The sequence below is a fragment of the Nocardia vermiculata NBRC 100427 genome, assembly GCF_001613265.1.
Lineage (GTDB): Bacteria > Actinomycetota > Actinomycetes > Mycobacteriales > Mycobacteriaceae > Nocardia > Nocardia vermiculata.
Genome location: NZ_BDCA01000001.1, coordinates 751,562 through 776,718, shown reverse-complemented (window position 1 = coordinate 776,718; position 25,157 = coordinate 751,562). Strand labels below are relative to the sequence as shown.

Annotated in this window: 30 protein-coding genes, 3 tRNA genes and 1 pseudogene; 12 read left to right on the top strand and 22 right to left on the bottom strand. The window is 65.9% G+C overall.

Going from position 1 to position 25,157, the window contains the following annotated elements:
- Positions 1-45 precede the first annotated feature (45 nt).
- On the top strand, positions 46-270 hold the full coding sequence (locus NV2_RS03625) for a DUF3618 domain-containing protein (protein ID WP_067868963.1): 225 nt from the start codon (positions 46-48) through the stop codon (positions 268-270).
- A 61-nt stretch (positions 271-331) separates the two neighbouring features.
- Here NV2_RS03625 and NV2_RS03620 read toward each other — a convergent pair whose 3' ends face one another.
- The 5 genes from NV2_RS03620 to NV2_RS32930 all read right to left on the bottom strand — a co-directional run bounded on the left by NV2_RS03620 (position 332) and on the right by NV2_RS32930 (position 2,874).
- Complete coding sequence (locus tag NV2_RS03620) at positions 332-646, bottom strand: excalibur calcium-binding domain-containing protein (RefSeq protein WP_067868961.1); 315 nt, start codon at positions 644-646, stop codon at positions 332-334.
- 128 nt (positions 647-774) lie between these two features.
- Positions 775-1,752 (bottom strand): pirin family protein, encoded by a 978-nt coding sequence (locus NV2_RS03615; RefSeq protein WP_067868958.1) that lies wholly within the window; start codon positions 1,750-1,752, stop codon positions 775-777.
- Positions 1,753-1,786: 34 nt separating this feature from the next.
- Positions 1,787-2,113, bottom strand: coding sequence for a hypothetical protein (locus tag NV2_RS03610; RefSeq protein ID WP_067868955.1), 327 nt, complete (start codon positions 2,111-2,113; stop codon positions 1,787-1,789).
- Between the two features lie 59 nt (positions 2,114-2,172).
- Entirely contained in the window at positions 2,173-2,472 is a 300-nt protein-coding gene (locus NV2_RS03605; RefSeq protein WP_067868951.1) for a DUF6221 family protein, read from the bottom strand.
- A 153-nt stretch (positions 2,473-2,625) separates the two neighbouring features.
- On the bottom strand, positions 2,626-2,874 hold the full coding sequence (locus NV2_RS32930) for a hypothetical protein (RefSeq protein WP_067868949.1): 249 nt from the start codon (positions 2,872-2,874) through the stop codon (positions 2,626-2,628).
- Between NV2_RS32930 and NV2_RS31300 the strand changes: the two genes are divergently transcribed.
- Positions 2,829-2,972, top strand: a complete 144-nt coding sequence (locus NV2_RS31300; protein ID WP_157102717.1) for a hypothetical protein — start codon at positions 2,829-2,831, stop codon at positions 2,970-2,972. The genes NV2_RS32930 and NV2_RS31300 overlap by 46 nt on opposite strands.
- Positions 2,973-3,491: 519 nt before the next feature.
- Here the strand turns inward: NV2_RS31300 and NV2_RS03595 are convergent.
- Positions 3,492-4,007: a nitroreductase/quinone reductase family protein gene (locus tag NV2_RS03595; protein ID WP_067868947.1), complete on the bottom strand. Its 516-nt coding sequence runs from the start codon at positions 4,005-4,007 to the stop codon at positions 3,492-3,494.
- Between the two features lie 89 nt (positions 4,008-4,096).
- On the opposite strand from NV2_RS03595, the gene NV2_RS03590 reads away from it, so the two are divergent.
- Positions 4,097-4,756, top strand: coding sequence for a TetR/AcrR family transcriptional regulator (locus NV2_RS03590; RefSeq protein ID WP_067868945.1), 660 nt, complete (start codon positions 4,097-4,099; stop codon positions 4,754-4,756).
- 137 nt (positions 4,757-4,893) lie between these two features.
- On the opposite strand, the pseudogene NV2_RS32610 reads toward NV2_RS03590, so the two are convergent.
- The 3 genes and pseudogenes from NV2_RS32610 to NV2_RS03580 form a co-directional block, all read right to left on the bottom strand.
- Positions 4,894-5,043 (bottom strand): annotated as a pseudogene (locus NV2_RS32610) (TetR/AcrR family transcriptional regulator C-terminal domain-containing protein); the annotation flags it as partial.
- Positions 5,044-5,410: 367 nt separating this feature from the next.
- Positions 5,411-5,827 (bottom strand): hypothetical protein, encoded by a 417-nt coding sequence (locus NV2_RS03585; RefSeq protein ID WP_210749607.1) that lies wholly within the window; start codon positions 5,825-5,827, stop codon positions 5,411-5,413.
- Positions 5,828-5,939: 112 nt separating this feature from the next.
- Positions 5,940-6,012: transfer RNA gene (locus tag NV2_RS03580), tRNA-Lys, on the bottom strand.
- Positions 6,013-6,320: 308 nt separating this feature from the next.
- On the opposite strand from NV2_RS03580, the gene NV2_RS03575 reads away from it, so the two are divergent.
- From NV2_RS03575 to NV2_RS03555, 5 genes are read left to right on the top strand one after another with little or no spacing between them, the layout of a single operon-like run.
- Positions 6,321-7,523, top strand: a complete 1,203-nt coding sequence (locus NV2_RS03575) for a L,D-transpeptidase (protein ID WP_067868943.1) — start codon at positions 6,321-6,323, stop codon at positions 7,521-7,523.
- Positions 7,524-8,180: a DUF4178 domain-containing protein gene (locus NV2_RS03570; RefSeq protein ID WP_157102716.1), complete on the top strand. Its 657-nt coding sequence runs from the start codon at positions 7,524-7,526 to the stop codon at positions 8,178-8,180.
- A gap of 54 nt (positions 8,181-8,234) precedes the next feature.
- On the top strand, positions 8,235-8,681 hold the full coding sequence (locus NV2_RS03565; protein WP_067868941.1) for a DUF4247 domain-containing protein: 447 nt from the start codon (positions 8,235-8,237) through the stop codon (positions 8,679-8,681).
- A gap of 59 nt (positions 8,682-8,740) precedes the next feature.
- Positions 8,741-9,166 carry a DUF350 domain-containing protein gene (locus tag NV2_RS03560; RefSeq protein WP_067868939.1) on the top strand — a complete coding sequence of 142 codons (426 nt, stop codon included), beginning with the start codon at positions 8,741-8,743 and terminating at the stop codon, positions 9,164-9,166.
- Between the two features lie 16 nt (positions 9,167-9,182).
- Positions 9,183-10,781, top strand: coding sequence for a polyamine aminopropyltransferase (locus tag NV2_RS03555; RefSeq protein ID WP_067868935.1), 1,599 nt, complete (start codon positions 9,183-9,185; stop codon positions 10,779-10,781).
- Between the two features lie 61 nt (positions 10,782-10,842).
- Here the strand turns inward: NV2_RS03555 and NV2_RS03550 are convergent, their stop codons facing one another.
- The 9 genes from NV2_RS03550 to NV2_RS03510 form a co-directional block, all read right to left on the bottom strand.
- Positions 10,843-11,307 carry a hypothetical protein gene (locus NV2_RS03550; protein ID WP_067868933.1) on the bottom strand — a complete coding sequence of 155 codons (465 nt, stop codon included), beginning with the start codon at positions 11,305-11,307 and terminating at the stop codon, positions 10,843-10,845.
- Between the two features lie 247 nt (positions 11,308-11,554).
- Positions 11,555-11,627, bottom strand: a tRNA-His gene (locus NV2_RS03545).
- 54 nt (positions 11,628-11,681) lie between these two features.
- The gene (gene orn, locus NV2_RS03540; protein WP_174550546.1) at positions 11,682-12,293 is read right to left on the bottom strand and encodes an oligoribonuclease; all 612 of its coding nucleotides are present in this window, start codon (positions 12,291-12,293) and stop codon (positions 11,682-11,684) included.
- Positions 12,294-12,407: 114 nt separating this feature from the next.
- The gene (gene lysA, locus NV2_RS03535) at positions 12,408-13,751 is read right to left on the bottom strand and encodes a diaminopimelate decarboxylase (protein ID WP_067869362.1); all 1,344 of its coding nucleotides are present in this window, start codon (positions 13,749-13,751) and stop codon (positions 12,408-12,410) included.
- 138 nt (positions 13,752-13,889) lie between these two features.
- Positions 13,890-14,681 carry a mycolate reductase gene (gene cmrA / locus NV2_RS03530; protein ID WP_067868928.1) on the bottom strand — a complete coding sequence of 264 codons (792 nt, stop codon included), beginning with the start codon at positions 14,679-14,681 and terminating at the stop codon, positions 13,890-13,892.
- 11 nt (positions 14,682-14,692) lie between these two features.
- Positions 14,693-15,358, bottom strand: a complete 666-nt coding sequence (locus NV2_RS03525) for a VOC family protein (RefSeq protein ID WP_067868925.1) — start codon at positions 15,356-15,358, stop codon at positions 14,693-14,695.
- Positions 15,358-17,412 (bottom strand): NADPH-dependent 2,4-dienoyl-CoA reductase, encoded by a 2,055-nt coding sequence (locus tag NV2_RS03520; protein ID WP_067868916.1) that lies wholly within the window; start codon positions 17,410-17,412, stop codon positions 15,358-15,360. Before NV2_RS03520 ends, NV2_RS03525 begins: the two co-directional genes overlap by 1 nt.
- 4 nt (positions 17,413-17,416) lie before the next feature.
- Complete coding sequence (locus NV2_RS03515) at positions 17,417-18,004, bottom strand: PadR family transcriptional regulator (RefSeq protein ID WP_067868914.1); 588 nt, start codon at positions 18,002-18,004, stop codon at positions 17,417-17,419.
- A 209-nt stretch (positions 18,005-18,213) separates the two neighbouring features.
- Positions 18,214-18,831 (bottom strand): TetR family transcriptional regulator, encoded by a 618-nt coding sequence (locus NV2_RS03510; protein WP_084473826.1) that lies wholly within the window; start codon positions 18,829-18,831, stop codon positions 18,214-18,216.
- Positions 18,832-18,968: 137 nt separating this feature from the next.
- Between NV2_RS03510 and NV2_RS03505 the strand changes: the two genes are divergently transcribed.
- The 3 genes from NV2_RS03505 (at position 18,969) to NV2_RS03495 (ending at position 21,625) form a co-directional block, all read left to right on the top strand.
- Complete coding sequence (locus NV2_RS03505; RefSeq protein WP_067868902.1) at positions 18,969-20,111, top strand: ferredoxin reductase; 1,143 nt, start codon at positions 18,969-18,971, stop codon at positions 20,109-20,111.
- 15 nt (positions 20,112-20,126) lie between these two features.
- Positions 20,127-21,305: a fatty acid desaturase family protein gene (locus NV2_RS03500; RefSeq protein ID WP_067868899.1), complete on the top strand. Its 1,179-nt coding sequence runs from the start codon at positions 20,127-20,129 to the stop codon at positions 21,303-21,305.
- Positions 21,306-21,367: 62 nt separating this feature from the next.
- Positions 21,368-21,625 (top strand): hypothetical protein, encoded by a 258-nt coding sequence (locus NV2_RS03495; RefSeq protein ID WP_067868896.1) that lies wholly within the window; start codon positions 21,368-21,370, stop codon positions 21,623-21,625.
- A 3-nt stretch (positions 21,626-21,628) separates the two neighbouring features.
- On the opposite strand, the gene NV2_RS03490 is transcribed toward NV2_RS03495, so the two are convergent.
- Complete coding sequence (locus NV2_RS03490) at positions 21,629-22,168, bottom strand: DUF4254 domain-containing protein (protein ID WP_067868893.1); 540 nt, start codon at positions 22,166-22,168, stop codon at positions 21,629-21,631.
- 256 nt (positions 22,169-22,424) lie between these two features.
- On the opposite strand from NV2_RS03490, the gene NV2_RS03485 reads away from it, so the two are divergent.
- Positions 22,425-22,754, top strand: a complete 330-nt coding sequence (locus NV2_RS03485) for a hypothetical protein (RefSeq protein WP_067868890.1) — start codon at positions 22,425-22,427, stop codon at positions 22,752-22,754.
- A 425-nt stretch (positions 22,755-23,179) separates the two neighbouring features.
- Here the strand turns inward: NV2_RS03485 and NV2_RS03480 are convergent.
- From NV2_RS03480 to NV2_RS03470, 3 genes are all read right to left on the bottom strand, one after another.
- Positions 23,180-23,255: transfer RNA gene (locus NV2_RS03480), tRNA-Gly, on the bottom strand.
- Positions 23,256-23,349: 94 nt separating this feature from the next.
- Positions 23,350-24,564 (bottom strand): DUF445 domain-containing protein, encoded by a 1,215-nt coding sequence (locus NV2_RS03475; protein ID WP_210749608.1) that lies wholly within the window; start codon positions 24,562-24,564, stop codon positions 23,350-23,352.
- 64 nt (positions 24,565-24,628) lie between these two features.
- Positions 24,629-25,084, bottom strand: coding sequence for a nuclear transport factor 2 family protein (locus NV2_RS03470; RefSeq protein ID WP_067868888.1), 456 nt, complete (start codon positions 25,082-25,084; stop codon positions 24,629-24,631).
- Between the last annotated feature and the right edge of the window lie 73 nt (positions 25,085-25,157).

Here is a 25,157-nt window from a genome sequence, read left to right as displayed (position 1 = left end):
ACACTCGACGCCCAGCGACATACACGAACAACAACAGGAGACAACGTGGCGAGGGATACCGAGCACATCGAGCGGGAGATCGAAGCCGCGCGTAACCGGCTCGCGAGCACACTCGACGAGCTCGCGGTGCGGGCGGACCCGCAGCGGATCGCCGACAACACCAAACAGGTGGTCGTTGCGAAGGTGAGCGAGCCGAAGGTCAAATACAGCCTGATCGGCGCGGGTGCTCTCGTCGGCGTACTGGTGCTTGTCAAGATCTTCCGCCGCTGAAAGTGGTAGAACGACGGAACCCGGTGTGACACTGTCACACCGGGTTCCTGCGTGTCCGGGATCAGACGGTCGGGCAGGCCATTCCCGTGCCGTCGGGATCCAGATGCGGCGAGTAGCCGGGCTCCCCGCGGAACAGCGGTGCGGCACCGGCCGCCCGGGCCTCGTCACAGTTCTTGAACGTGCCTCCCGCGGAACCGGTCTGCGCCAGTCCCGCCGAACCGGTGGCGCCGATGGCGTCATCGATCGTCGACGATCCGGTACCGGCCGAGCCGGTGGGGATGAAGGGGTCGGCCATCGCGGCCGGGGAGGAGAGGACGATCGGTGCGGCCAGGACCAAACCCGCGCCTGCCGTCACGAAAAGCCTGCGAACGTTCATGTATTCCTCGATGTCAGCTACGGTTGATATGTCGGACCGGCCGCACTCCCCGCGGTGGCGGGCCGGGAACCGCCGAGTCTACTGTTCTTACGGCGAACCGCATTGTCAACCGGGCGGCCGAGAGCCGCTTATTCACCCAAGCGCCGTCCCGCCAGATGTTCCGCCGGAATTTGTCCCATTCGCCCGGCCTCGAAATCCGTTATGGCGTCGATGATTTCCTGTTTGGTATTCATGACGAAGGGGCCGTATTGCATGACGGGCTCCCGGATCGGTGCACCGCCGAGCAGCAGTATCTCCCATTGACCGGTGGGGCCGGTCTGATGGTCGTCGGCGCCGACCTCGAGGGCGTCCCCGTGGCCCAGTACGCCGAGCTGTCCCTCCACCAGCGGGCGCCGCTCGGCGCCGAGAGTGCCACTCCCGGACAGCACGTAGACCATCGCGGTGAACTCCGGAGGCCACGGAAGCTGCAGGCGCGCTCCCGGCGAGACCGACGCGTGTGCGTACACGATCGGGGTGTACGTCGATCCCGGGCCCTGGTGACCGGCGAGCGTGCCGGCGATGACCCGCACCAGCGCTCCGCCGTCGTGCGAAGTGAGCAGCGTCAGTTCGCTCGCCCGCAGATCCTGATAGCGCGGATCGGTCATCTTCAGGGTGCGCGGCAGGTTCACCCACAACTGCACCCCGTGGAAGACGCCACCGGAGATCACCAGTTCCTCGGCCGGTAGTTCGTCGTGCAGGATGCCGGAGCCCGCGGTCATCCACTGGGTGTCGCCCTCGGAGATGGTCCCGCCCCCGCCGTGCGAGTCGTGATGGACCATCGTCCCGTCGATCATGTAGGTCACGGTCTCGAAGCCTCGGTGCGGGTGCCAGGGCGCTCCCTTGGCCTCGTACGGTTCGTAGGCGACCGGACCCATGTGGTCCAGCAGGATGAACGGGTCCGCGGTGCGCACATCCGGGCTGGGGAACGGCCGGCGTACCTCGAAGCCCGCCCCCTCGAGTTGTGCGTGCGCGGTGGTGACGGTGCGTACCGGACGCTGCTGCGCGGTCGCCTCCGGTCGGGGCAGTCGCGGTAGTACGAGAATGTCGTCCACGGTGATCGCCGGCATGGTGTCCTCCTCGGTCAGGTGTTCCCGAAGTGAGTCAGAGCTGTTCGCCGAGCCACGGCGTGATCGGCGGTTTGACCCAGAGAATCTTCTCGTCCGCCTGCTCTCGGTACGCTGCCGGATGATTCGGGTTGCGCGCAGCCCAGGCATCCTTCTCGTCGAGTAGCCGGGCCACCAGGGTCCAGGTCTCGTCGGTGCCGGGCGGGTTGGTGCCGGCCGCCCGCGCCAGTTTGCGCCGGGTCGCCGCCGGTACGGAGGCCAGCTCGGTACCGGTGATGTCGCGGTGCCACAGATAGGCGGCCAGGCGTCGGGCCTTCTCGGCGCGCCCTTTACTGGCGTGGTCGGTATGTGCGTAGTCGGCCATCTCGGTTCTCGATCGCGAGCGGGTCCCATCGAGCGTAGTCACTGCCGGGCGCGAGCGGTTCAGAGGATCCATTCCGGCCGGTAGTCGGCATGGTCTGCCCAGCACAGTGCGACCGAACGCAGCAGCCGTTCCCGCCGGGCACCGCTGTCGGGCAGTTGGGCGAGCGCCACGATCAGCCGCTTGGACAACACCTCGCGCCCGCACCGTTGCGGCTCGTGCACCGACGATCGCCCGTCGGATGCGGGTGGTCCGGTCTCACGGGTGCCGGCGTCGTACACGGGTGGTCCGGTGTGCACGGCCCGCGCCATGGTCTCGTCTTCGCGCAGCCGCGCATCGATGAAATCGACAATGCTCCCCACATCTGCTTCGACGCAGAGGGGGACGATCCGGTTCCGTTCGTCGCGCCGGCGGCCCAGTCGGCGGGACGAAACAGCCGGGTGGCGAGTCCGTCGGGATCGTCGGGTCGCCCGGTGACACAGGTCAGCCGGTGGGTGCGGCGAGCTGTGTCGTGCTCAGGTTGTTCGGCCGACCCATACGCCTTCGCGGAGCTCACCGAACTTGGCTGCTTGCAGCGATTCCCGCAGCAGTGTCCGTTCGGCGGCCGCTTCGGCACCGGCGGTGACGATCGCCAGCCGCCACTCGCCGTCGTAGGGCTGCAGGGCCGGGTCGAGGGCGTTGTCCTGCAGTCTCTGGCGGCTCAGCAGTCGCGACCACCGTGGCGGCCGCCAATCAGGTGGCGGGCGGCAGCAGCACCGGCACATGGGCTTTCGCGGCCGGGGACATCCTCCTACGCGTCGTCACCGGCGTCGGGACCACGCCCGGTAAGGGGCTGATAGTCGAGATCAAGGCGGTCGGCTGATGCCCTGCATAGTTGTGCAACCGGCAGGGGATTCGTGCCTTCCCGGATAGTGCTGTCGGGAGCCTTCACCGTCACGTCCTCAGCGTCTACCGTTACCCCACACGGCGGGGGCGAGCCCGGCATCTGACAACGCTTGTCGATCCAGCAGTTCCGTCACACGAGGTTAGAAGGGCCTGCGTCTGGGCTGGTTCCCTCCGGCTCGCCGAACACGTGGTCTCGCATCTGCTGCGACCCTGACCATGCGGTGTCCAGGATGTGTGCGGCTTCCCGGCCGGTCAACCCGACCCGCTCCGCGACCTCGACGGGCACACTGTCGGCGTCGCCCACCAGTTCGACGAGCAGCCGGTTCCGTGCTTGCTTCGCCGCGTGAATATCCGCGGTTGCCTGACTCTGTCCGGGCTGACCACCGACGCATCGAACCGAGCCGCGGAGACCGCCGCGACCACTCGCGCCAGGTTGCCCGACAATGCCCCCCAGCGCAGCTCCGACGACGTTGTAGCGTCTGTGCACACCTCGTTCCTATGGATTCGTGTGGGCTCGTTCCAGCACGACGACCGGGATCTGCCGCCCGGCGGTCGTCTCGAACTCGGCGAACTTCGGGACGAGCGCTGTCTCTTCGGCCCAGATCCGTTCGCGCTCCGCGCCTTCGGCGAGCCGGGCCACGGCCGGCACGGTTTCCGCGGCCGCCTCGACGGTGACCCGCGGATTCGCCATGAGATTGCGGTACCACGCCGGATGGTGTGGGCTGCCGCCATGGGTCGCGAAGACGGCCCAGTTGTCGCCGACCGGCAGATAGAACAGCGGGCTGATCCGTTCCCGGCCGGTCTTGGCCCCGATGTGATGTACCAGAATGAGAGGCATGCCCCGGTCTCCGCCGAAGCCCGGGACGCGGGGCGGAACCGGCCGGCCCGCAGCGAATTCCGCCTCGCTGCTCCAGGGTGCATACCCGGCATTCGCCCGGACCTCGGCGATGATCCGGACATTCCAGCTGTCGATATCGGTGGCCTCGTGGGCGGGCACGGACGGTTCGGACATGACATCCCTCTTTACTATCCGGAGCAGTTGCTCCTCTAAACTAGCGCATAGCGGAGCATTCGCTCCGCATAAAGGGATATGCTGGGCGCATGGCAGTGGCCGAACCGGAAAACACCAGTCGGCGTCGCGCGCCCCGGGCGGACGCGCTCCGCAACCGTGACGCAATCATCGAGGCCGCGTCGGCAGTGCTGGCCGACCAAGGCACCGCAGTGGATGTCCGCGAGATCGCCCGCCGCAGCGGCGTCGGCATGGGCACGCTGTATCGACACTTCCCGACGAAGGAAGATCTCGTACGGACGGTCCTGCGCGGGGACTTCACGAGGTGGGCGGAATCTGCGCGCGCGGCGGCTGCCGACGCCGAGGATCCCTGGGCGGCATTGGTCGACTTTTATGAGCAGGCCTTGACCGGATACGCACAGCATCGCGCGATCATGGAGCACTTCGCGCTGGCCTTGCCGGTGCCCGACCCGGAGGGCATCGGGAAGCTTCGCCTCGTCGTCGTGGAATTGTGCGACCGCGCCAGGAGTGTGCTGCGCCCCGGCGTGACCGTCGACGACCTACTGCTCCTACTGGTCTCCCTCGGCCACGCCGTCCAGGTCACCGACGAGTGTCGCCCGCACATGTGGCACCGACTGCTGCGCATCTCCCTCGACGGTCTGCGTGCCGACAATCTCGAACCGCTTCCCGCAGCTGCCTCCCTGGTGGCCGGAACGACGGCGGTTACAGCTTCTCGAGCTGCCGCCGATTGACCGTCAGCACTTCGTCGGACAAGTCCGGGGCGGCGTCGGCGATCGCGCGGGAGATGGTCAGCGCGCCGACCATCTGGCTGAACAGCGCCACGGCGCGCTCGCGGGCTTCGGCGGGGGTGATTTCGCTCGGCTAAGAGGTAGCCGCGTACGGACTCGAAGTAGGGCATCTTCCCCTGTGAGAACTGCGCATTGGCGAGTTCGGGGAATCGCGGCAGCTCGGCGATGACGATTCGGAACAGGTCGGTCATCTGGGCGCGGCCGAGCAGCTCGGCGTAACGGCGACCGATGATGCTGAGCCCGTCGACGACGTTGCCTGCTGGTGGCGGATCCTCCTCGTCGCCGGTCGACCAGGCCTTCGGTCACGATGGCGTCGAACAGGGCGGCCTTGCTCGGGAACTGCTTGAACAGGGTGGCCCGCGAAACGCCCGAGCGCGGTTCGCGATCCGCGCCAGCAACGTGCGGTCGTAGCCCAACTCGAGAAACAGTGCCGTCGCGGCCGTCACGATCAGCGCGCGCTGTTCATCACTGGTGATCCCGGTCATTCACCCACGTACCGAAGGAGAGATCTTCTTCTACCGAGCTGCGGGCTCCGCGCACATGACGCTCCACGACGTCACGACCCTGGCGAGTGGGAGAACATCGGCTTACTCTCTTTCACCGCAGGGCGTTCTCGACCAGTGCGACGGTCGCGCTCGGGTCGTCGACTTGGACGACCAGACGGGCGTAGCGCTCGTCGGCGAGTTCGATCACGACAGCCTTCGCCGGATCCTTCACGTCCCAGAAGACCTTTCGCCGTCGAGGTGGAACGGGCTCGCCGTGATCACGCCCGGCACATGGGCGCCCGGCGCGCGGATCCCCTTGGGATCGGCGGCGATGCAGGGATCCGCGGTCGCGCCACGGACATTGCACAGCGGGATGGTCAGACTGCTCTTGAAAGCCCAGACCGGTGTTGAGGCGGGCGGGATCCCATATGCCTGGCATGGGATGAATGACACCGAATCCGGTCAGCTCGCCGAGACCGACCCAACCGGACCACACCGCCACCGCTGCGGGCAGCGCGATCAGCAGCACGGGCCAGATCCTGACCGGGCGAGACGACGTTCGTGGTGCCGCAGCTGCTCGATGGCTGTCTAGCGCGCTAGAACACGCGATACGAGGATAGTGTCCAGGAGTACTGGTTTTGTGCGCCATCAGGGACTCGAACCCCGAACCCGCTGATTAAGAGTCAGCTGCTCTGCCAATTGAGCTAATGGCGCTTGAACATCCGGACCGGGCTCTTCGGCTCCGTTCCGGTGCGGGAGAAACCATAACAGCTGCGCGTGCGGAAAGTGAAATCGCCTGGTCATGTCCTGGTTCGACGAATTCGGGGCACCGTAACGGATCGGAGGCCGGAAGGGATGAATCGGACAGAGTGCGTGTGGGTCGACTCGTCGTGTTCTCCCGGTTGAAACCGTTTCACCTGGCAGAATGGGTGAACGTTGTCTCGGCCGGGCCACATGCGCGTTTGGGTCGAGCAGCGTGGCCGGTGGCCCGGTCGCGTACGAGGCAGGAAACGGGGTTACACATGAGTGGACGTCGAGGCCGGCGGATGAGGGTCGCAGGATGGCTGGGGGTGTTGTCGATACTTGCGCTCGTCGCAACGGGCTGCAGCTCCGTCGACGGCGATGACGGGGCGGCAATCGAGCGGAATCCCGCGATGGACCTGGTGAAGCCCACGGTCCTGCCCGGGGTGGCGGACGGCGCGACCGGAGTCTCCCCGGGCGACCCGCTGCCGGTCCGGGTCGACAACGGCAAGCTGACCGCTGTCACCTTGCTCACGCCGGAGGGAGAGCCGGTCGCCGGCCGGGTCGCACCGGACGGATTGTCCTGGGAGCTGACCGAACCGCTCGGCTTCGGCCGCACCTACCGGCTGCAGGCCGAGGCGCTGGGCATCGGTGGCACCACGTCGACCACGACGTCGTTCACGACGATGACACCACGGGTGAAGACCCATCCGTGGCTGCTGCCCGGTGAGGATGCGGTGGTCGGTGTCGGCCAGCCGGTGGCGGTGCAGTTCGACGAGGACATCCCGGATCGCCGGGCCGCGCAGGACGCGATCGAGATCACCACCACTCCGGCCGTGGAGGGTGCCTTCTACTGGGTCAACAATCGCGAGGTGCGGTGGCGCCCCGAACATTTCTGGGCTCCGGGCACCGCGGTGACGGTGAATGTGAACACCTACGGCCGTGATCTGGGTGGCGGACTGATCGGCGATGCCGATATCCACTCCCGCTTCACCGTCGGCGACCCGTTGATCTTCACCGCCGACGACAACACCAAGACGGTGACGGTCGAACGCAACGGTCAGGTCGTCCGCTCGATGCCGACCTCGATGGGTAAGGATTCCACGCCCACCCAGAACGGCATATACATCATCGGCGACCAGTTCGACCACATGATCATGGATTCGTCCACCTACGGTGTTTCCGCGACCGGCCCCAACGGCTATCGCACGCCGGTCGATTGGGCCACCCGCATGTCCTACAGCGGGATCTTCATGCATTCGGCGCCCTGGTCGGTGGGCCAGCAGGGCTACTCGAACACCAGCCACGGCTGCCTGAATCTGAGCCCGGCCGATGCGCGGTGGGTATACGAGAACGCGAAACGCGGTGATATCGCCATCGTGAAGAACACGGTGGGAGAGACGTTGTCCGGTCTCGACGGCCTCGGTGATTGGAATATCCCGTGGTCGGTGTGGAAGGCCGGTAATGCCGACGACCGCGGGTGAGTGGTAAGTTCCGGCCAGTTCAATTCGGGAGGGATTGCCATCACCACACTGCTGGTCGTACTGCTCGTCGTCGTGATCGCGCTGGCGTGCTTCGCGTTCTACAAGGTCTACACACTGAGCCGGAAGGACAAACAGCAGGGCCCGGCTGCCACCGGACCGGTGGATCCGTTCGCCACCACCGATACCGATGCCATGCGTGGGGACCCGCGTGCGCTACGCGCGGGCGATATCGTCGATATCTCGGGGGACACCTACACCGTGCGCGGATCGATGCGTTTGCGCGAGGGCGGGTTCGGGTGGAGTGAGCATCTGCTCGACAACTCCACGGGCGTGAAGAAGTGGTTGTCGGTGGAGGAAGACCCCGATCTCGAGCTGGTGCTGTGGACCGAGATCGACGATGCACCACCGGCTACCGGGCCGGAGGTCACTTACAACGGCCGGCAGTTCCGTCTCGACGAGTCCGGTACCGCCCAGTTCAGCAGTGAGGCGACCACCGGGCTGGCCCCTTCGGGCGGGGTGGCGTACCGGGACTACGAGGCTCTGGACGGCACCCTGCTGTCCTACGAGGACTACGGCCCCGACGGCACCTTCGAATGCGCGATCGGCCAGGAGATCGACCGGGTCGCGATGATGATCTACCCGCAGTCACGCACATGACATGCGGGTTCGGCGTCGCCGGTACGGGACTCGTACCCCGTCGCGGAGACGGTGATGAGTAAACGCGGCTGGCTGACGGTCGGAATCGGGTGCGTGGTCGTCGCGGTGGCGCTGGTGGTCGCCCTGATCGTGCGCGCCAACTTCAGCGGCCCACGCGATTACATCGCCGACCACTACACCCGGTCCTCGGCATTGGATCAGTCCGGCGGTGGGCGTGCGTTCACCTCGTCGGCGGCGCCTGCGGCGGTGGCGGCCGCGATTGCCGCGAAGACCCATCCGAAGCATCGCCGCAACACCGGTGACCGTTATTTCCTGCAGTACAACAACGACATCGTCGCCGTGTCGCCGTATCAGCGCGGGTCGATGATTCTGGTGGACAACTACCGCACCGGCTATCAGCGCCACCACACGTTCATCAGCACCTACGGCTGGCCCAGTACACCGCGCAGTGGAGGTATCGGTAACGACTACCGCGGCGGGGGCACCGGCGGCGGCAAATAGCCGATCGAGCCGACGACCGCCGCGCGCATCGTGCCGCGCACCGATGAGAAGGGACGAATATGGCCGAGGACCTGGCGTGGGATGCGTTTTCCGCACTCACCTACAGCCTGGTGGGCGTCGCGTTGATGGTGTTGGGATTCGTCCTCGTCGACGTGATCACGCCCGGCGATCTGCGGCGCCAGATCTGGATCGACCGCAATCGCAATGCCACGGTGCTGGTCGCCTCGAATCTGATCGGCGTCGCGCTGATCAACGCGACCGCGATCTGGACCTCGCACGGGTCACTGGGGCAGGCTCTGCTGTCCAGTGCGATCTACGGCGTGATCGGCCTGGCGGCGATGACGCTCGCCTTCCTGCTCATCGACCTGTTCACCCCTGGGAACATGCGCAATCTGGTTGCCGAACCGGAGCTGCATCCGGCTGCCTACGTGAGCGCCGCGGCACATGTGGGGATCGGGCTGGTCGTGGCCGCGGGCCTGTCCTGATGGCGGTCACCCCGTAATGGTGGACACCACACCGGCGGACACCACACCGGTCGGCACCGAGGCAGACGACAGCGCGAGACCGCGTCCGCGGCGTGCGCGTGCCGCGCGCCTGGCCCTGCTCGTCGCCGCGTTCGTCTGCGCGGCCTGCGGTCTGGTCTACGAACTGTCGCTGGTGACGCTGGGCAGCTATCTGCTCGGCAACACCGCGGCGCAGGCCTCGATCACGCTGAGCGTCATGGTGTGCGCGATGGGAGTGGGCGCGCTGGCCGCCAAACCCCTGCGTGAACACGCCGCGGTCGCGTTCGTGGCGGTGGAGTTGGCGCTCGCCGCGATCGGCGGATTCTCGGTGCTGCTGTTGTACGCCGCCTACGCATGGCTGGATCTGTACATGGCGGCATTGATCGTCGTATCGATCGTCATCGGCATCCTGGTGGGCGCGGAGATCCCGCTGTTGATGGAGTTGCTGCAGCGGATCCGCCGGCAGGAAGCCTCCGGCGCGGTCGCGGATCTGTTCGCCGCCGATTATGTCGGGGCATTGCTGGGCGGTTTGGCTTTCCCGTTCGTCCTGTTGCCGATATTCGGTCAGATCCGGGGCAGCCTGATCGTCGGGGTCGTGAACGCGCTGGCCGGCCTGACGGTCGTGTTCGTGCTGTTCTGGCGTGACGTGCGGCCCGTGACGCGCTGGCTGTGCGGGGTGGGTTCGGTGCTCGTCTGCTCGCTGCTGGTCGCCGGTTACGTCGGGGCGGACCGGTTCGAGGCGACCGCGCAGCAGCAGCTGTACGCCTATCCGATCGTGCTGCGCGAACAGACCCGGTATCAGCACATCGTGATCACCGAGTCGGTATCACTGCGTAAGCCACCCGAGGTCCGCCTCTATCTCAACGGCGATCTGCAGTTCACCTCGGCCGACGAGTACCGGTACCACGAGTCGCTGGTGCATCCGGTCCTGTCCGGATCGCGCCGCAACGTGCTGATCATCGGCGGTGGCGACGGGCTCGCATTGCGTGAGGTGCTGAAGTATCCCGATGTCGAGCGGGTCACCCTGGTGGAACTGGATCCGGAAATGATCCGGCTCGCGCGCACCGACCCGCGACTGACCCGGCTCAACGAGCACGCCTTCGACGATCCGCGGGTGAATGTGGTCAACGCGGACGCGTTCAGCTGGTTGCGTACCTCCTCCGGAGGGTTCGACGCCGAGATCGTGGATCTGCCCGACCCGGACGAAACGGCAGTGGCGAAGCTGTACACGAAGGAGTTCTATTCGCTGGCCGCGCATGCTCTGGCCCCCGGCGGACGGATGGTGGTGCAGTCCGGTTCGCCGTATTTCGCGCCGCGCTCGTTCTGGTGTATCGAGGCGACCATCCGGGCGGCCGACCTGGCCGTGCGGCCGTATCACGTGAATGTGCCCAGTTTCGGTGACTGGGGCTATGTGCTGGCCGCGCGCGGCGACGAGCCGGAACTACGGCTGGACACACCTGAACCGCTGCGCTCGCTGAATCGTGCCACCCTCGATGCCGCCGCGGTCTTCCCGCCTGATCGCGGGCCTCGCGACGAGAAGGTGTCCACTCTGATGCATCCGGTGCTGGTGGAGCTGGAGCAACAGGAATGGAACTGAATGCAGTACGGATCGGCCGCTGGGGTACTACGCGGCCGATCCGTACTGCGGTGGGGCTGGATCAGCTCATGGTGAGGTACCCCGACCACGTGGTGAAGCCGTGTGCGCCGGAGGTACAGGAGAAGCTTCCGTGGAAGCCGCTCTCGCACTTGGTGCCGCCGTGCTCGACGATGGAACCCCATTGCCCGCGCGCGGTCGCCACGTCGGCGATGTCGGGGTTTCCATCCGGGAGGGTGTATTCGTCGGCAGCTGCGAACGACGGCAGCGTCGGGATGCCCTGTCCACCGTAGGAGACCTTGCTCACCGAGAACGGCACCGGAATCTTCATTCCGGCAACCTCGAGCGTTGCCAGCGGCGGGTTCACCGACGAGGCCAAACCGCAGGTGAAACTTCCGTTGTCGTGTAGGGCGCAATCGGTATTACCGGAATGGAAATACACCACCCCCGGATCAGCCTGGGCCGCGGTGGATGGCGCCAGAGCCAGCGCCGAAGCCAGCGCGGTGAGCGCCAGTACGGAGCGCCGCACAGGTCGTCGTCGCGAATCGGGTCTTACCCGCGCCGAACTCCGGTGGCCGCTGAATGGGAGTCGCATCGTTTCCTCTCGGTGGATGAGCTTGCCGCTCGTCGATGGGGTACCGCGTCGGAACTCGAGTCGTGCGTCCGCATTTTTTCACACCTACGACAGGTGTGAAGCCCCAAAATCCAGTGGGGTGCACACGGATGAGGGTCTACAAAAAGACCGGGCCTTCCATATGGAAGGCCCGGTCTGTGCGGGTGACCGACGGGACTCGAACCCGCGACAGCCAGGATCACAACCTGGTGCTCTACCAACTGAACTACGGTCACCATTGCCGGTAACTACCGGCGCGCTCGATGTTAGCGCGTATCCCGGCCAGAAACCTAATCGGCGGCGGGGGCTGCCGCAGGACCGGCGCTGACCTGCGCCGCGATCGTGGCGATCTCGGACGTCGAGGGACCGGGAGGGGTGACGAATGCCGTGCGGCGGTAGTAGTCCAGTTCTCGGATGGACTCCTTGATATCGGCGAGAGCGCGGTGGGCGAGGCCCTTCTCCGGCTGACCGAAGTAGATCCGCGGGTACCAGCGCCGGCACAGCTCCTTGATCGAGCTCACATCGATCATCCGGTAGTGCAGGTGCGCGTCGAGTTCGGGCATGTCGCGGGCGAGAAATCCACGATCGGTGGCGATCGAGTTCCCCGCCAGCGGGACGGTGCCCGCGGTGGGAACCCATTGCCGGACGTAGTCGAGGACCTGCTGCTGTGCCTGCTCCATCGTGACGGTGGAGCGGCGCACCTCCTCGGTCAGTCCGGACTTGGCATGCATCTCTTGCACGACCGGAGGCATGGCCGCCAGTGCATCGTCATCGGCGTGGATGACGATGTCCACGCCGTCGCCGAGAATGTTGAGATCGCTGTCGGTGACGAGTGCGGCCACCTCGATCAGCTTGTCGCTGTCCAGGCGCAGCCCGGTCATCTCGCAATCCATCCACACCATCAATTTTTCGGACACGCCCGAAACACTAGTGCCGGGCACCCGGGAACCAGGCGCGGCGTGACGGTTTGCGATGCTCTTTCCCTGCGATCGGCGGTTCGCCGATGTCGCATCCGGTCAGCCCAGATCGCGAGACAGTATGTCCTGCACCGTTTCCCGGCGCACCAGGGGCCGGGAGCGGCCGCCCTGGACCGCTACGATGGGCGGCCGTCCGACGCCGTTGTACGACGGGGCAAGACTGTGGTGGTAGGCGCCGGTTGCCGGAATCGCCAGCAGCTCGCCGACGTGTAGATCGGCGGGCATACGGACATCGGTGGCGAGGATGTCACCCGCCTCGCAGTAACGCCCCGCCACGGTGGCATCGATCTCGGGGCCGGTGGGGTGCCGATTGGCCATCACGGCGGTGTAGCGGGCGCCGTAGAGCGCCACCCGCGGGTTGTCGTTCATCCCGCCGTCCACGACGACGTAGGTGCGCCCGCCCTCGATCCGCTTGATCGCGGTGATCCGGTAGACGGTGACGCCTGCCCGGGCCACGATGGCGCGCCCCGGTTCCATCGTGACGACCGGGCGGGGGAAGCGGTGGCGTGCGCATGCGGCATCCAGCGCGTCCTCGATGATGTCGGCCAGTTCGCGCAGGTTCAGCTCGGCGTCCCCGGTGCGGTAGGCCACGGCATGGCCGCCGCCGATATTCAGTTCGGTCGTGATGGTGCCGTGGTCCTGCCGGATCGCGGCCATCCGTGCGATCAGCCGGTAGATCGCCTCGCCGTAGTGGCCCGGATCGTGGATCTGGGAGCCGAGATGACAGTGCAGACCGACCAGTTCCAATAGCGGATGCGCCACGATGGTGCGGATCGCTTCCTCGGTGGTACCGCTGTCGAGGACGAAGCCGAACTTCTGGTCCGCGACACCGGTCCGGACGGCGGGGTGGCCGTGCACATCGATATCGGGAGTGATGCGGACGAGAACCCGCTGCGGCCGGGTCACCAGGGTGCTCAGCAGACTCACCTCGGTCGGTGAGTCGACCACGATGCGCCCGACCCTGGCGCCGACGGCGTACTCCAGTTCCGCGTACGGTTTCCCGCTGCCGTGCAGGACGAGGCGTTGTGGATCGACACCGGCGGACAACGCGATCGCCAACTCGCCGGCCGAACACACATCGACGGCCAGTCCTTCCCGGGTGACCCACTCGGCCACCGTGCGGGTCAGCAATGCCTTGGCGGCATAGACGATGTCGGTTCCGGGGAAGTGTCTGCGATAGGACCGGCACCGGTCCCGAACCTCGGTTTCACTCAGTACATAGGTCGGAGTGCCGTACTGGTCGGCGATGTCGGTGAGTGCGACTCCGTCGACGGTGATCCGCCCGAGATCGTCGTAGTGGGTCCGGCACGGCCAGATGGTGGTGTCCAGGCGAGGGGCCGGCAGGCCCGAACGTAAGGACGGGAAGATCTCGAGCAACGTCACGGCGTTCTCCTGTTTCAGTGGTTCGACCACTGTCAGAAATACGCCGTGACGGCACTACCGGAACCGGTCGATACGCAGTCCGAACCGTTGTCTCCGCGATCTTGACGCGGCCTTGACGGGGGAGGCGGCCGCGGTAGGTCAGCCCGCCAGCCGCTTGTAGAACGTGCCCACGATCGGGGCCGTCAGAGCCCGCGGCGCGTACTGACCCGCGACGCTCATGCCCTTGCTGATCAGGCCCGGGACCACGCGCATCTTGTTGCGTGCCAGTGCATCGATCGAGATCTTCGCGGTGTAGGCAGCCGAAACCCAGATGAAGTCGGGAATCTTGCTCCCCACTTCGTCCTGATCCGGATTGTCGGTGCGGACCGGACCGGGCGCCAGCAGCGTGACATGGACGCCGCTGCCGGTGAGTTCGCCGCGCAGCGATTCGGAGAAGGTGTTGGTGAACGCCTTGGTAGCGGCATAGGTGGCGTTGTTGGGGATCGCCATATTGCCGGCGGCCGAGCCGGTGATGAGGATGCCGCCGCCGCGCGCCAGCATTCCCGGCAGCACGGCCAGCGTCAGATCGTGGACGGCGGTGGCGTTGAGTTCCATCACCGAGCGCTCGAACGCCGCGTCGAGCTCGGCCACCGCGCCGAACGTGGCGACGCCGGCGTTGTTGCACAGAATCGCGATCTCACGTTCGGTGAGTTCCTGTACCAGCGGTGCGCGCTGGTCGCGGTCGGACAGATCGATCGCGCGGACCTCGGCGTCGACACCGTAGGTGCTGTTCAGCCGCTGCGCCAACCGGTCGAGCAGATCGCCACGACGAGCGACCAGGATGAGCGAATAGCCGCGTTTGGCCAGTTCTTCGGCGAGGGCGGTTCCGATTCCGGAGGAGGCTCCGGTGACGACGGCGCGATTGTCGGCGGTGGGTGCAGGCAGGCTCACGGTCGCCGAGCCTACCGGGTACCCGCGGGGGTGGCCGCGGGCTGCGGTTCGGTCGTACGGGGCCCGGGCTCGAGGAAGGCGATACCCCAGTCGACATGCCCGTGCCACACGCTCGCGATCCGGCCACCCTGGACGGCCGGCTTGGGATCGCCGATGGGCCCGCCCGCGGCGCGCACCGCTGCCACCGTGGCATCGAGATCCGGGGTGCCGAAGGCGATTCCGATCAGTGCCGCCGCGCCGTGCCCGGTCGCGACCACTTCGATGAATGCTTCCCCGACCCGGTAGAACGCCATTTCCGGGCCCTGCGGCCCACGGGGACGGAAGCGACGGCGCGGTTCGATGCCCAGCGCCGTGTTCATGGCGGCCACCGATTCGTCCAGGTCGGGGACCCAGTAGACGATGTGGTCGACGAAGGCGACGCCGTTGGGATGCGCTGCGGTGGGTGGTGTGGACGCCCTGGTGGAGAACTCTGCGCCCTCGGCAACCGTGCCGCCGAGCACTTCGGGCACTCCCAGCCGGGTGAGACCGGGGCCGGCGTTCTCGAATCCCCAGCCCGCGCCGATGCCGAGTGTGCACGAGATCCGCCCGATCTGCACGGTGCCGTCCTGCGGGGCGAATCCCAGTGTCGACCAGGCTTTCTCGTCGCCGGGGAAGCCGAGTCGGGTCAGCACCGCCATCAGAGCGCCGCCGCCAGTCGGGTGCCCTGGTCGATCGCGCGTTTGGCATCGAGTTCGGCCGCCAGTTCGGCTCCGCCGATCAGATGGGTGCGCAGCCCGGCCTGCTGCAACGGCTCGACCAGGTCCCGAACGGATTCCTGTCCGGCGCAGAGGATTACGTTGTCGCAGTCGATGATCGTGGGCCGGGTGCGATGTTCGCCGAAGCTGATGTGCAGCCCCCGGTCGTCGATGCGCTCGTAGTTCACGCCACCGATCTGCTCGACTCCCTTGGCCTTCACCGCAGCGCGGTGCACCCAGCCGGTCGTCTTGCCGAGGCTCTTGCCGAACGGTGTCGATTTACGTTGCAGCAGCACCACATCGCGCGGTGCGGGGGAGGGACGCGGGGTGGTCAGTTGGCCCGGCGCGTCCGGGTCGTCGCTCGTGACGCCCCACTCCTGCTTCCACTCGTCGAGTTTCAATGCCGGATGGCCCTCGACGGTGAGGAATTCGCTGACGTCGTAACCGATTCCGCCGGCGCCGATCACCACGACCTTCTTGCCCACCGGTCGCTGTTCCCGGACCAGTTCGGCGTAGGTGAGCACCTTCGGGTGATCGATGCCGGGGATCTCCGGGATGCGAGGACGCACGCCGGTGGCGAGGACTACGTGGTCGTAATGGCCTTCGATCAGTTCCGTGGCGCTCACCCGGCGCTGGAGAAAGACTCGTACGCCGGTCAGTTCCAGCTTTCGAGTGAAGTACCGGATCGTTTCGTTGAACTCTTCCTTACCGGGAATCCGGCGTGCGATATCGAACTGACCGCCGATTCGGTCGTCGGCTTCGAACAGATCCACGTCGTGGCCGCGCTCGGCGAGGTTCACCGCGGCCGACAGACCCGCCGGTCCCGCACCGACCACCGCGACGCGTTGCCGGTGCCGGGTCGGCAGCAGACGTAGTTCGGTTTCGTGTCCCGCCCGCGGATTCAGCAGGCAGGACACGGTCTTGTGGACAAAGGCATGGTCGAGGCAGGCCTGATTGCACGCAATGCAGGTATTGATCTCGTCCTCGCGCGCCGAGCGGGCTTTGGCGGCCCAGTCCGGATCGGCCAGCAGTGGCCGAGCCAGCGACACCAGCTGGGCGTCGCCGCGGGTCAGGATCTCCTCGGCCGTCTCGGGCATATTGATCCGGTTGGACGCGCAGACCGGGACATGGACGTGCGCGGTGATTTTCGCGGTGAACTCGGCGAACGCCGCACGCGGCACGGAGGTGACGATGGTCGGCACTCGCGCTTCGTGCCAGCCGATATCGGTGTTGATGATGCTGACTCCGGCATCTTCCAATTCGGTTGCCAGTGCCAGGATTTCGGTCTCCGTCTGGCCGTGCTCGACGAATTCGGCCATCGAAAGCCGGAAGACGATCAGGAAATCCGCGCCGACCGCGGCACGGACCCGGCGCACGATCTCCACGGCGAAGCGGCGCCGGGCCGGTGCCGAGCCGCCCCACCGATCGGTGCGCTTGTTGGTGCGTGGTGCGAGGAACTGATTGATCAGATAACCCTCACCGCCCATGATCTCGACGCCGTCGTAGCCGGCGAACTTCGCCAGTTCGGCGCAGCGCACATAATCGTCGATGGTTCGCTCGACGCCCTTGGCGGACAGCTTGCGGGGGCGGAACGGGTTGATCGGTGCCTTGATCGAGGACGCCGAAACACTGAACGGCACATAGGCGTAACGCCCCGCATGCAGGATCTGCAATGCGATCTTGCCGCCCTCGGCGTGTACGGCCGCGGTGATCCTGCGATGCCGGTATGCCTCGGTCCGGTTGGTGAGCTTGGCGCCCAGCGGGAGCAGCCAGCCCTCCCGATTGGGGGCGTAACCACCGGTGATGATGAGGCCCACCCCACCGCTGGCGCGTTCGGCGAAGTAGGCCGCGAGCCGGTTGGTGTCCCAGGCGCGATCCTCGAGACCGGTATGCATGGACCCCATCACGACCCGGTTACGCAGGGTGGTGTGGTCCAGTTCGAGCGGCTCGAACAGGTGCGGATAGGACTGCCGCGAATCGACGGGGTTCGCTGTCATGGGATTACCTTTCGACCGTCGGAGCCGGTGGTGCGGCTGTCGGTGCCGTCGGCGGTTCCCCGGCCAGACCGGCGAGCACCTCGTCACACCATTCGACGAATCCGGCTTCTACTCGGATACCGCCGCGCAGCACCAGATACTGATAGAGGGCGGAGCCGGTGAGCTGGTCCGGTGCGGGGAAGTCCTGCTGCTCGATGTGGCGGTATACCTCGAGCCGTTGGGCGTGATGGCCACGGTGCCGCGCCACCTCCGCGCGCAATGCCTCGATATCGCCGTGGGCGGCGGCTCGGATCTTCACGCCCAGCTCACTGCGGAGTGGGCCGATATCGTCTGTCGGTGCGGCGATCCATCGGGACAACTCCGCATGCCCCGCCGTGCTGACCGTGTAAACCTTCTTGTCCGGCCGGCCGGCCTGCGCGACGGTTTCACTGCTGACCCAGCCGCGTTCCTCCATCCGTTTGAGGACGCGATAGATCTGCTGATGCGTTGCGCTCCAGAAGAATCCGATCGATTTGTCGAATCGCCGGGCCAGCTCGTACCCCGAGCCGGCCCGCTCGCTCAGCGATACCAGCAGTGCATGCTCGAGGGCCATGATCCGAGGCTAGCCGAGATCCCTACCTATATGCAACGTGGTGCATATAGGTAGGGGTATTGCGACTCGGCTTCCGGGAACCCTGTGCGCGAGCGTCATATTCGGTATCATCACCCGCGGTGCTCTGCACTATCTCGGATACGGGAAAGGCGCCTCACGGCCGTTGGGTCGGGGGCGCCTTTCTGTCTGTGTGGCCGGTACGGGCCGCGCTATCCGGTGCGGGGCTTCCATGCGGCCATACCGAGGGCGATCAGGCGGACCTGGCCTACTGTGCGGTTGATCAGGTCGGGGCGGTCCCGGTCCGGCGCGGCGACGAACTCCGCAATGTGATCGGTGACAGTGGAAACGATCAGGTCGGCAGCGAGTTCCAGGTCCTCGGTGGGCCAGGTGTCCAGAGCCGGTATCCGGGACAGATCGACCACCAGCTCCCTGGTGATGAGCTGCATTTCGGTCGCGATCGCCGCGCGCAGGGCCGGTGCGCCGCCGTGGCGCTCCCGGATGAGGAAGCCGTACAGGTCTTCGCGACCGGTGACCTGGTCGAAGGCGAAACGCACGGTTTCGGCCAGACGGGCCTCGGGAGTGCGGCGCAGATGCCGCAGTGCGAGCCGCATCTGGCGCACTCCCTCGTCGACCAGGGTGGTGCCCAGTTCGTCCAGGGATTCGAAGTGCCGGTAGAACGCGGTGGGCACGATTCCGGCCGAGCGAGTGATCTCCCGCAGGCTCAGTGCCGCGAAACCGCGTTCGGACGCCAGCGTCAGGGTTCCGTCCAGCAGTGCTCGCCGTGTGCGCTCCTTGCGCTCTATCCGGGTTTCGGCCTGCTCGCTCATTTCGGTGAGCATACATCCGTTCACGATTGGTCCATTCATCCAGATGTTGCATCGGTCACAGCAGATGCAGGTTGAACTATTGCGGTACTACCAGGCACACTAATTCAGTGTACAGATGTGCACCGAAACTCGGTCGCATGATCGTCTCGACGAAGCCTGGGGAGAACCGCATGGTGGGATTGCTCGATCTGGTTCAGACAATGACCTCACCGCACTCGCTCGACCGGTACCTGGAGCTGGTGCGGCCGTCGCTGACGCTGCGCGATCTGCGGGCCGACATCGTCGGGGTGGATCGGTCGGTGCCCGGATCGGTCACCCTCACGCTGCGGCCGAATCGGCGCTGGTCGGGACATGAGGCCGGTCAGTTCGTGCAGGTCGGCGTGCTGATCGACGGTGTCAAACACACTCGCTGCTATTCGCCCGTAGACGCGCAGAATCCCTCCGGCCGCACCCTGACCCTCACGGTGAAGGCGCATCCCGGCGGGCTGGTATCGCAGTATCTGCACCGGTACGCGCGCACCGGCATGGTCGTGGACCTCGCGCCCGCATCGGGCGTATTCCGGCTGCCCGAGCGGCGCCCGGACAAGATCGTGCTGATCAGTGGCGGCAGCGGCATCACGCCGGTGCTGTCGATGCTGTCCACCCTGGTCGCCGAGGGGTTTCGTGGTGAGGTGGTGTTCGCGCACTACGCCCGCTCACCCGAGGAGGTTCCGCACCGGGAGCTGCTGCAGCGGATCGGCCGGCAGCACGACAACGTCGAGATCGTGCTGGGATATCCGGAGCTGGGGCGTTCCGAACTGATCGACGGCGCACCGTGGACGTGTGCGGCCGTACCGGGCGCGAAACATCTCGACTACGACGAACTCGTGCGGATCGCACCGTCGTTCGCCACCGCGCACACCTACGTGTGCGGACCGCCTGCGCTGATGGCCGCCGTACGGCGCATCTACGAAGCCGAACAGCTCGAAGACCGCTTGCACAGCGAGGAATTCACGCTCACCACCGCGCCCGCGGATCCGGCCGGCGCCGAAGGGATGACCACCTTCTCGGCGAGCGGAACCGAATCGCGCAACACCGGCGAGAGTCTGCTGCAGCAAGCCGAATCAACCGGTCTGGCACCGCAATTCGGCTGCCGGATGGGCATCTGCTTCTCCTGTACCGCGGTCAAGCGCTCCGGATGTACCCGCGACCTGCGTACCGGCGAACTCGACAACGACCCCGACCAGCCGATCCAGCTGTGCATCAGCGCCGCGGTCGGCGACGTCGATATCGAAATCTGAAAGGGGACAACAGCTATGACCATACTCACCGAAACCCGTGACGGCCCGCTCGTGCTCACGCCGGAGCAGGTTGCCGAGATCGGCCGCGAGCTGGACGCCCTGCGTGACCGCATCACCGCCGATCTGGGCGCTCGCGACCGCGAATACATCTACTCGATCATCAAGGCGCAGCGCGGATTCGAGATCGCCGGGCGCGGTCTGATGTATCTGGGCTTCCTGCCGCCGTTCTGGTTGGCCGGGGTGGCGGCGCTGAGCCTGTCCAAGATTCTGGACAATATGGAGATCGGCCACAACGTCATGCACGGCCAGTGGGACTGGATGCGAGAGCCCGGACTCAATTCCCGTGTGTTCGAGTGGGATACGGTCTGCCCGGCGGATCAGTGGAAGCATTCGCACAACTACCTGCACCACACCTACACCAATATCCACGGGCGCGATCGTGATATCGGCTACGGCGTGCTGCGTATGGACGACGGGCAGCAGTGGAATCCGTACTACCTGGGCAACCCGGTGTACGCGTTGGCACTGATGCTGCTGTTCGAGTGGGGCGTGATGCTGCACGACCTCGAGGCCGACAACATCGTCAAGGGCAAGCGCAAGTGGTCGGATATCAAACGCCTGGCCAAGGGGCAGATCCGCAAGGCGGGCCGGCAGGTCCTCAAGGACTATGTGGTTTTCCCGTTGCTGACCGGCCCGTTGTTCGTCTCGACCCTGGCCGGCAATGCCACCGCCAATCTGGTCCGCAACATCTGGTCCTACTCCATCATCTTCTGCGGGCACTTCCCCTCCGGCGTACAGACGTTCACCGAAGAGGAGACCGAGAACGAGACGCGCGGTGAGTGGTACGTGCGGCAGATGCTCGGCTCGGCCAATATCAGCGGCAGCACCCTGTTCCACATCCTGTCGGGCAACCTGTCCCATCAGATCGAACACCACCTGTTCCCGGACCTGCCCGCCAACCGGTATCCGGAGATTGCGCCCGAGGTGCGGGCGCTGTGCGAGAAGTACGGTCTGCCGTACAACACCGGCTCGCTCGGCAAGCAGGTCGGCTCGGTGTGGTGGAAGATCTGCAAGCTGGCCCTGCCCCCGGCGATCGTCGGGGAATCGTCACAGCCCGGTGTTATCGTGATGCGCGAGCCGCGGCCGGAGCAGTCGGCCCCGGTGGCGGCGCAGCGCGAGGGCGGGCCGCGGTAGCACCACAGTCCGGCACCGTATCGAGGTCCGGCACAGTCATCCGAGCGCGAGGTGGGCGGGTAATGATCGGGAAATTCGAAAGCAACAAGGATCTCATTCAGGAGCTGACGTCCTCCGGGGCACGACATGTCGGCAATATCGCAACGATCATCACCAGCACGGTCTCCGAGGTGACGCGTGAGATCGGTGACTGGGTCACCGATGCCATCGAAATGCGGGAGGCCGCCTCGGCGGCCGAACGGGATCGAGAGACCGCGTCGGGCCGGCCGGGTGACGAGCCGGAGGTGCCGGAGGTGCCGGTCGAGGATCCGCGTCGCTGAGCGTCAGAACACCGGCAGCCGGCGCCGGTGCTCGGCGATATCGGTGACCAGATCGGTGTAACCGTCGGCCAATTCGGCGAGGCGTGCCCATTGCAGGTGCGCCTCGCCGTCGGCTTCGACGGCCGGCACCTCCTCCAATGGTTGTATCGAGTGTGGCAGGCCCAGCGCGTGGTGGGCGGCCACCCACTTTCCGGCCATGCGGTCGATCACCGCACCCAGGGTTTCGGTATGCAGCGATGCTCCCGCTCGGTGCGAGATATTGTCGGCGACCCAGAGATCGATGCCCTCGACGAGCGCGGCGCGTTCGCGATCGGCCTCGTCGACCAGCCGGTTGGATCCGGCCGAGCGCACGCTCGTCACCTGCGGTGCGTGCGCGTCCCGGTAAGCGAGGCGGCGTTGTTCGTGGCAGCGGACGAGGCAGCGGGCGGAGTCGAGTACCGGGTGCTCGCCGGGGGCGGGTGTGGACCGGAACGCATGCAGGAGCTCCGGAGCGGAGGGAAGTGTCCCGGTGGTGTCGTTGTCACCGGCGTATGCCGTCTCCATCGTCTCCCACCCTCGTCTCGGCGGCCGTATCTGGTTTACGTGCGGACATATTCAGGAAAGCGTGTCCCGGGTGGGCGCGCAACGGTTGACATGCCGAACGCGCGAGGTGAGCGGCCAATCGTTATCCGCGTTACGTGGTGATCACATGATCGCGAAGGTCCACCATCGACGGATGGGGCCGGCGCCGCTCGAGTTCGTGTGCGTGTTGTGCGGACGTGCGCCTGCGCGTTCGCCGGATGTTGGCTAGCGTGATTTCGTGCCCGCCTACGTATCTTCGCCGGAATTGACCTTCGGCTTCCTGTTCGCTTTGGAGGACCCGGAACGAATCGCCGAAGTCGTTCGAGATCTGATGAAGCGCCACACCGTGTCGGTTTTCCGTTTGGCCCACGTCTCGGGGGCGGCGGGCCCACCGGAACGGTACGTCGTGAACTGGGCGGCGATACCGCAGATTTCGATCACCACGGCCGCACCGGATGTCGAGGCGAGGCAGGCCGAGCAGACGATGCTGGTGAACGCATTTCTGGGTGAGGATGGTGAGGTGAGCTTGTATTCCGCTGACAGCAACCCTCCGGACGGCAAACAATGACATCGGTCATGCAGGACTTTTGTTACGGAGATGCACCCCACAGGGGCTCTTAACGGCCTCTCAGCTACCGGCCAGCTGTCGCTAAGTTCGGGGCATCAGGGTGGGATTCGGTCGCTCGTCCGATTCGGGCGTCGACAGGTAGTGATCCCGACAGAGAGGTAGATGAATGCTCCCCGTCATCATCGACACCGGCAGCGCCGCATTGAACGGTCTCCTCGACACCGGTGGTGCTGCGCTCAGCGGCGTGCTGAACACCCTGTTCACGGGGTCCTTCGGCGGCTGATGTGTCCGGATCCGGACGTGAATCCGGATGGACGGCTGCCCCGGTTCCCGATGAGGGTGCCGGGGCAGTGTCGTGTCCGGACCGCCGGACCGTGGTGGGATGTAAGTGAATTGATCCGGTCGAGAAGGCCGGGGGGTAATCGTGGAGCGGATGACGGGATTCGAACCCGCGACCCTCACCTTGGCAAGGTGATGCGCTACCAGCTGCGCTACATCCGCATGCCGCCTCGCGGCGGTGCGAGAAAAACAATAACCGATGACCGCGTTGATCGGCGAATCCGCAGGTCAGTGACTGTTGGAGGCTGTCGGATGCTCAGCTGAGCAGAAGATGCACCTGTAGTTCACCGACCAGGAAGCCCAGCACACCGCCGATGGCGACCAGCTTCCATTCGTCCTGTTTGAACGCGGGGCGCAGCAGACCCTCGTATTCGTCATCGGTGAGCTGGCGGGTCTTCTCGATCACCAGATTCCGCAGATCCAGGGTTCGCATCGCGTGGTCCTCGAAACCGGCTGCGGCGCTGCGGATGTAGGCCAGCATCTCGGGGACGATCTCACGTTTGACCCGGGTGATCGAATCGCCCGCGACCAACATCACCACCGGTCGTGCGGGGGCGGTCTGAGTATCGATGAACTCGTCCATGCGTCGCGCCAGGATCGAGGCCAGCCGATCCGATCGCTCGCCGTCCAGCACCGCCTCCAACATCTTGGCGGGCGTGAGAATCTCGGTGGCGATCAGATCGCCGTAGTCCACGCACACCTGCTCGCGGCGTTTGTGGAACAGTCCCTGCCAGATCGTGATGCCGAAGATTCGCAGCGGGCGCACCGGCCGGAAGATCATCTGCAGGGCCAGCCAGTCGGTGACCAGCCCGGTGAAACCGCCGAACAGTGGCATCAGCCAGGAGGAATGGGTGAAGGCCCAGGTGATCATCTGCACGAAGCCGAGGATGGTGCCGAACAGCAGTCCCGAGCGGACGATGAAGCGTAGTTCGTTCGACCCGACGCGGCGGATCATCTTCACCAGCAGTGCTTTGTCGTTGACCAGCGTATCGATGGCGATGGATCGCAGATCCATGACCTGGTCGAGGTTGGTGCGCAGATCGGTGACGACCTCGTCGATGAGTCCCGGAACGTCACGCTGGACCCGGCGGATCATGGCCTCGCGCGCGAAATCGGGCATGCTCACCCACAGGCGCGGTTCGTACCGCATCATCAGTTCGTGCACGGTATGGGAGACCGCGTCGTCGAGCGGTTCGCGCAGCGTGCGGGTGAGTTCGCCGACGTCGATCCGGCCGAGGATTTCCTGCGGATCGATCAGTCGCGAGAACATCAGATCGACCGCGATGGTGGCCATCCGCGGGGCGGCCTTCGGGATGACGCCCTGCCAGCCGAACCAGGGCCGGATACCGCGGAATTCCAGCGGGCGGCACAGCATTTCGACGGCGACCAGCTTGGTGGTCCAGCCGATCAGAGCCGCGACCACCGGAATAGAGCAGTACAGCAGCCAGTGCTCGGTGAAATCCGCGATCACGCTGCCGCCCCGGAATGAATCGGTGAAGAATAGTCGAGCTCCACGGCGCGAACTGTAACAGGTTCTAGCCGGGCTGTTGCTGGGCGCCCGGTGCCGCGGCGAGGAACATGTAGCTCTTCTCTTCGACCCGCTCGGCGATCCGCCACCTGCCGTCGACGCGGCGGAAGGTGTCCAGATACCACAGCCCGCACAGCATCAGGTTCTGTTCACCGTCGGCCGCACCGACCAGCATCGGGTTCTGGCACATGGTCCGTCCCGTCGCGGTTTCGCCGTCGACGGTGATCGAGGAATTGCTGATCGCGTGCTGGAAGGCCAGGAAGTTGGGCATCACCGAGGCGAGGAACTGCTTGATCTCGGTGAGGCCGCCGCAGGCGCCGCCCATCGCCGAGTAGTCGATCCGGGCGTCGGCGGTGAACACCTCGTCCAGCAGCTCCCACTGCTGGGTATCCACCGCGTGGGAGTATCGGACCATCAGATCCTCGATCTCGAATCGGTCCGAAATCTCCTGCAGTGTCAGCATATTTCCTCCGCATGCGGCTTCTCGGGTGGTGCGCGCCGATTATGCGGGTGAATGCCGATTCCCGCGACCGGAA

Excerpts from the sequence above, each read along its gene's own strand:
- NV2_RS03620 (WP_067868961.1), bottom strand. The coding sequence starts at position 646 with ATGAACGTTCGCAGGCTTTTCGTGACGGCAGGCGCGGGTTTGGTCCTG.
- NV2_RS03615 (WP_067868958.1), bottom strand. The coding sequence starts at position 1,752 with ATGCCGGCGATCACCGTGGACGACATTCTCGTACTACCGCGACTGCCC.
- NV2_RS03610 (WP_067868955.1), bottom strand. The coding sequence starts at position 2,113 with ATGGCCGACTACGCACATACCGACCACGCCAGTAAAGGGCGCGCCGAG.
- NV2_RS32930 (WP_067868949.1), bottom strand. The coding sequence starts at position 2,874 with ATGTGCCGGTGCTGCTGCCGCCCGCCACCTGATTGGCGGCCGCCACGG.
- NV2_RS03595 (WP_067868947.1), bottom strand. The coding sequence starts at position 4,007 with ATGTCCGAACCGTCCGTGCCCGCCCACGAGGCCACCGATATCGACAGC.
- NV2_RS03590 (WP_067868945.1), top strand. The coding sequence starts at position 4,097 with ATGGCAGTGGCCGAACCGGAAAACACCAGTCGGCGTCGCGCGCCCCGG.
- NV2_RS03575 (WP_067868943.1), top strand. The coding sequence starts at position 6,321 with ATGAGTGGACGTCGAGGCCGGCGGATGAGGGTCGCAGGATGGCTGGGG.
- NV2_RS03565 (WP_067868941.1), top strand. The coding sequence starts at position 8,235 with ATGAGTAAACGCGGCTGGCTGACGGTCGGAATCGGGTGCGTGGTCGTC.
- NV2_RS03560 (WP_067868939.1), top strand. The coding sequence starts at position 8,741 with ATGGCCGAGGACCTGGCGTGGGATGCGTTTTCCGCACTCACCTACAGC.
- NV2_RS03555 (WP_067868935.1), top strand. The coding sequence starts at position 9,183 with ATGGTGGACACCACACCGGCGGACACCACACCGGTCGGCACCGAGGCA.
- orn (WP_174550546.1), bottom strand. The coding sequence starts at position 12,293 with ATGGTGTGGATGGATTGCGAGATGACCGGGCTGCGCCTGGACAGCGAC.
- NV2_RS03525 (WP_067868925.1), bottom strand. The coding sequence starts at position 15,358 with ATGGCGGTGCTGACCCGACTCGGCTTCCCCGGCGACGAGAAAGCCTGG.
- NV2_RS03520 (WP_067868916.1), bottom strand. The coding sequence starts at position 17,412 with ATGACAGCGAACCCCGTCGATTCGCGGCAGTCCTATCCGCACCTGTTC.
- NV2_RS03515 (WP_067868914.1), bottom strand. The coding sequence starts at position 18,004 with ATGGCCCTCGAGCATGCACTGCTGGTATCGCTGAGCGAGCGGGCCGGC.
- NV2_RS03510 (WP_084473826.1), bottom strand. The coding sequence starts at position 18,831 with ATGAGCGAGCAGGCCGAAACCCGGATAGAGCGCAAGGAGCGCACACGG.
- NV2_RS03505 (WP_067868902.1), top strand. The coding sequence starts at position 18,969 with ATGATCGTCTCGACGAAGCCTGGGGAGAACCGCATGGTGGGATTGCTC.
- NV2_RS03500 (WP_067868899.1), top strand. The coding sequence starts at position 20,127 with ATGACCATACTCACCGAAACCCGTGACGGCCCGCTCGTGCTCACGCCG.
- NV2_RS03495 (WP_067868896.1), top strand. The coding sequence starts at position 21,368 with ATGATCGGGAAATTCGAAAGCAACAAGGATCTCATTCAGGAGCTGACG.
- NV2_RS03490 (WP_067868893.1), bottom strand. The coding sequence starts at position 22,168 with ATGGAGACGGCATACGCCGGTGACAACGACACCACCGGGACACTTCCC.
- NV2_RS03470 (WP_067868888.1), bottom strand. The coding sequence starts at position 25,084 with ATGCTGACACTGCAGGAGATTTCGGACCGATTCGAGATCGAGGATCTG.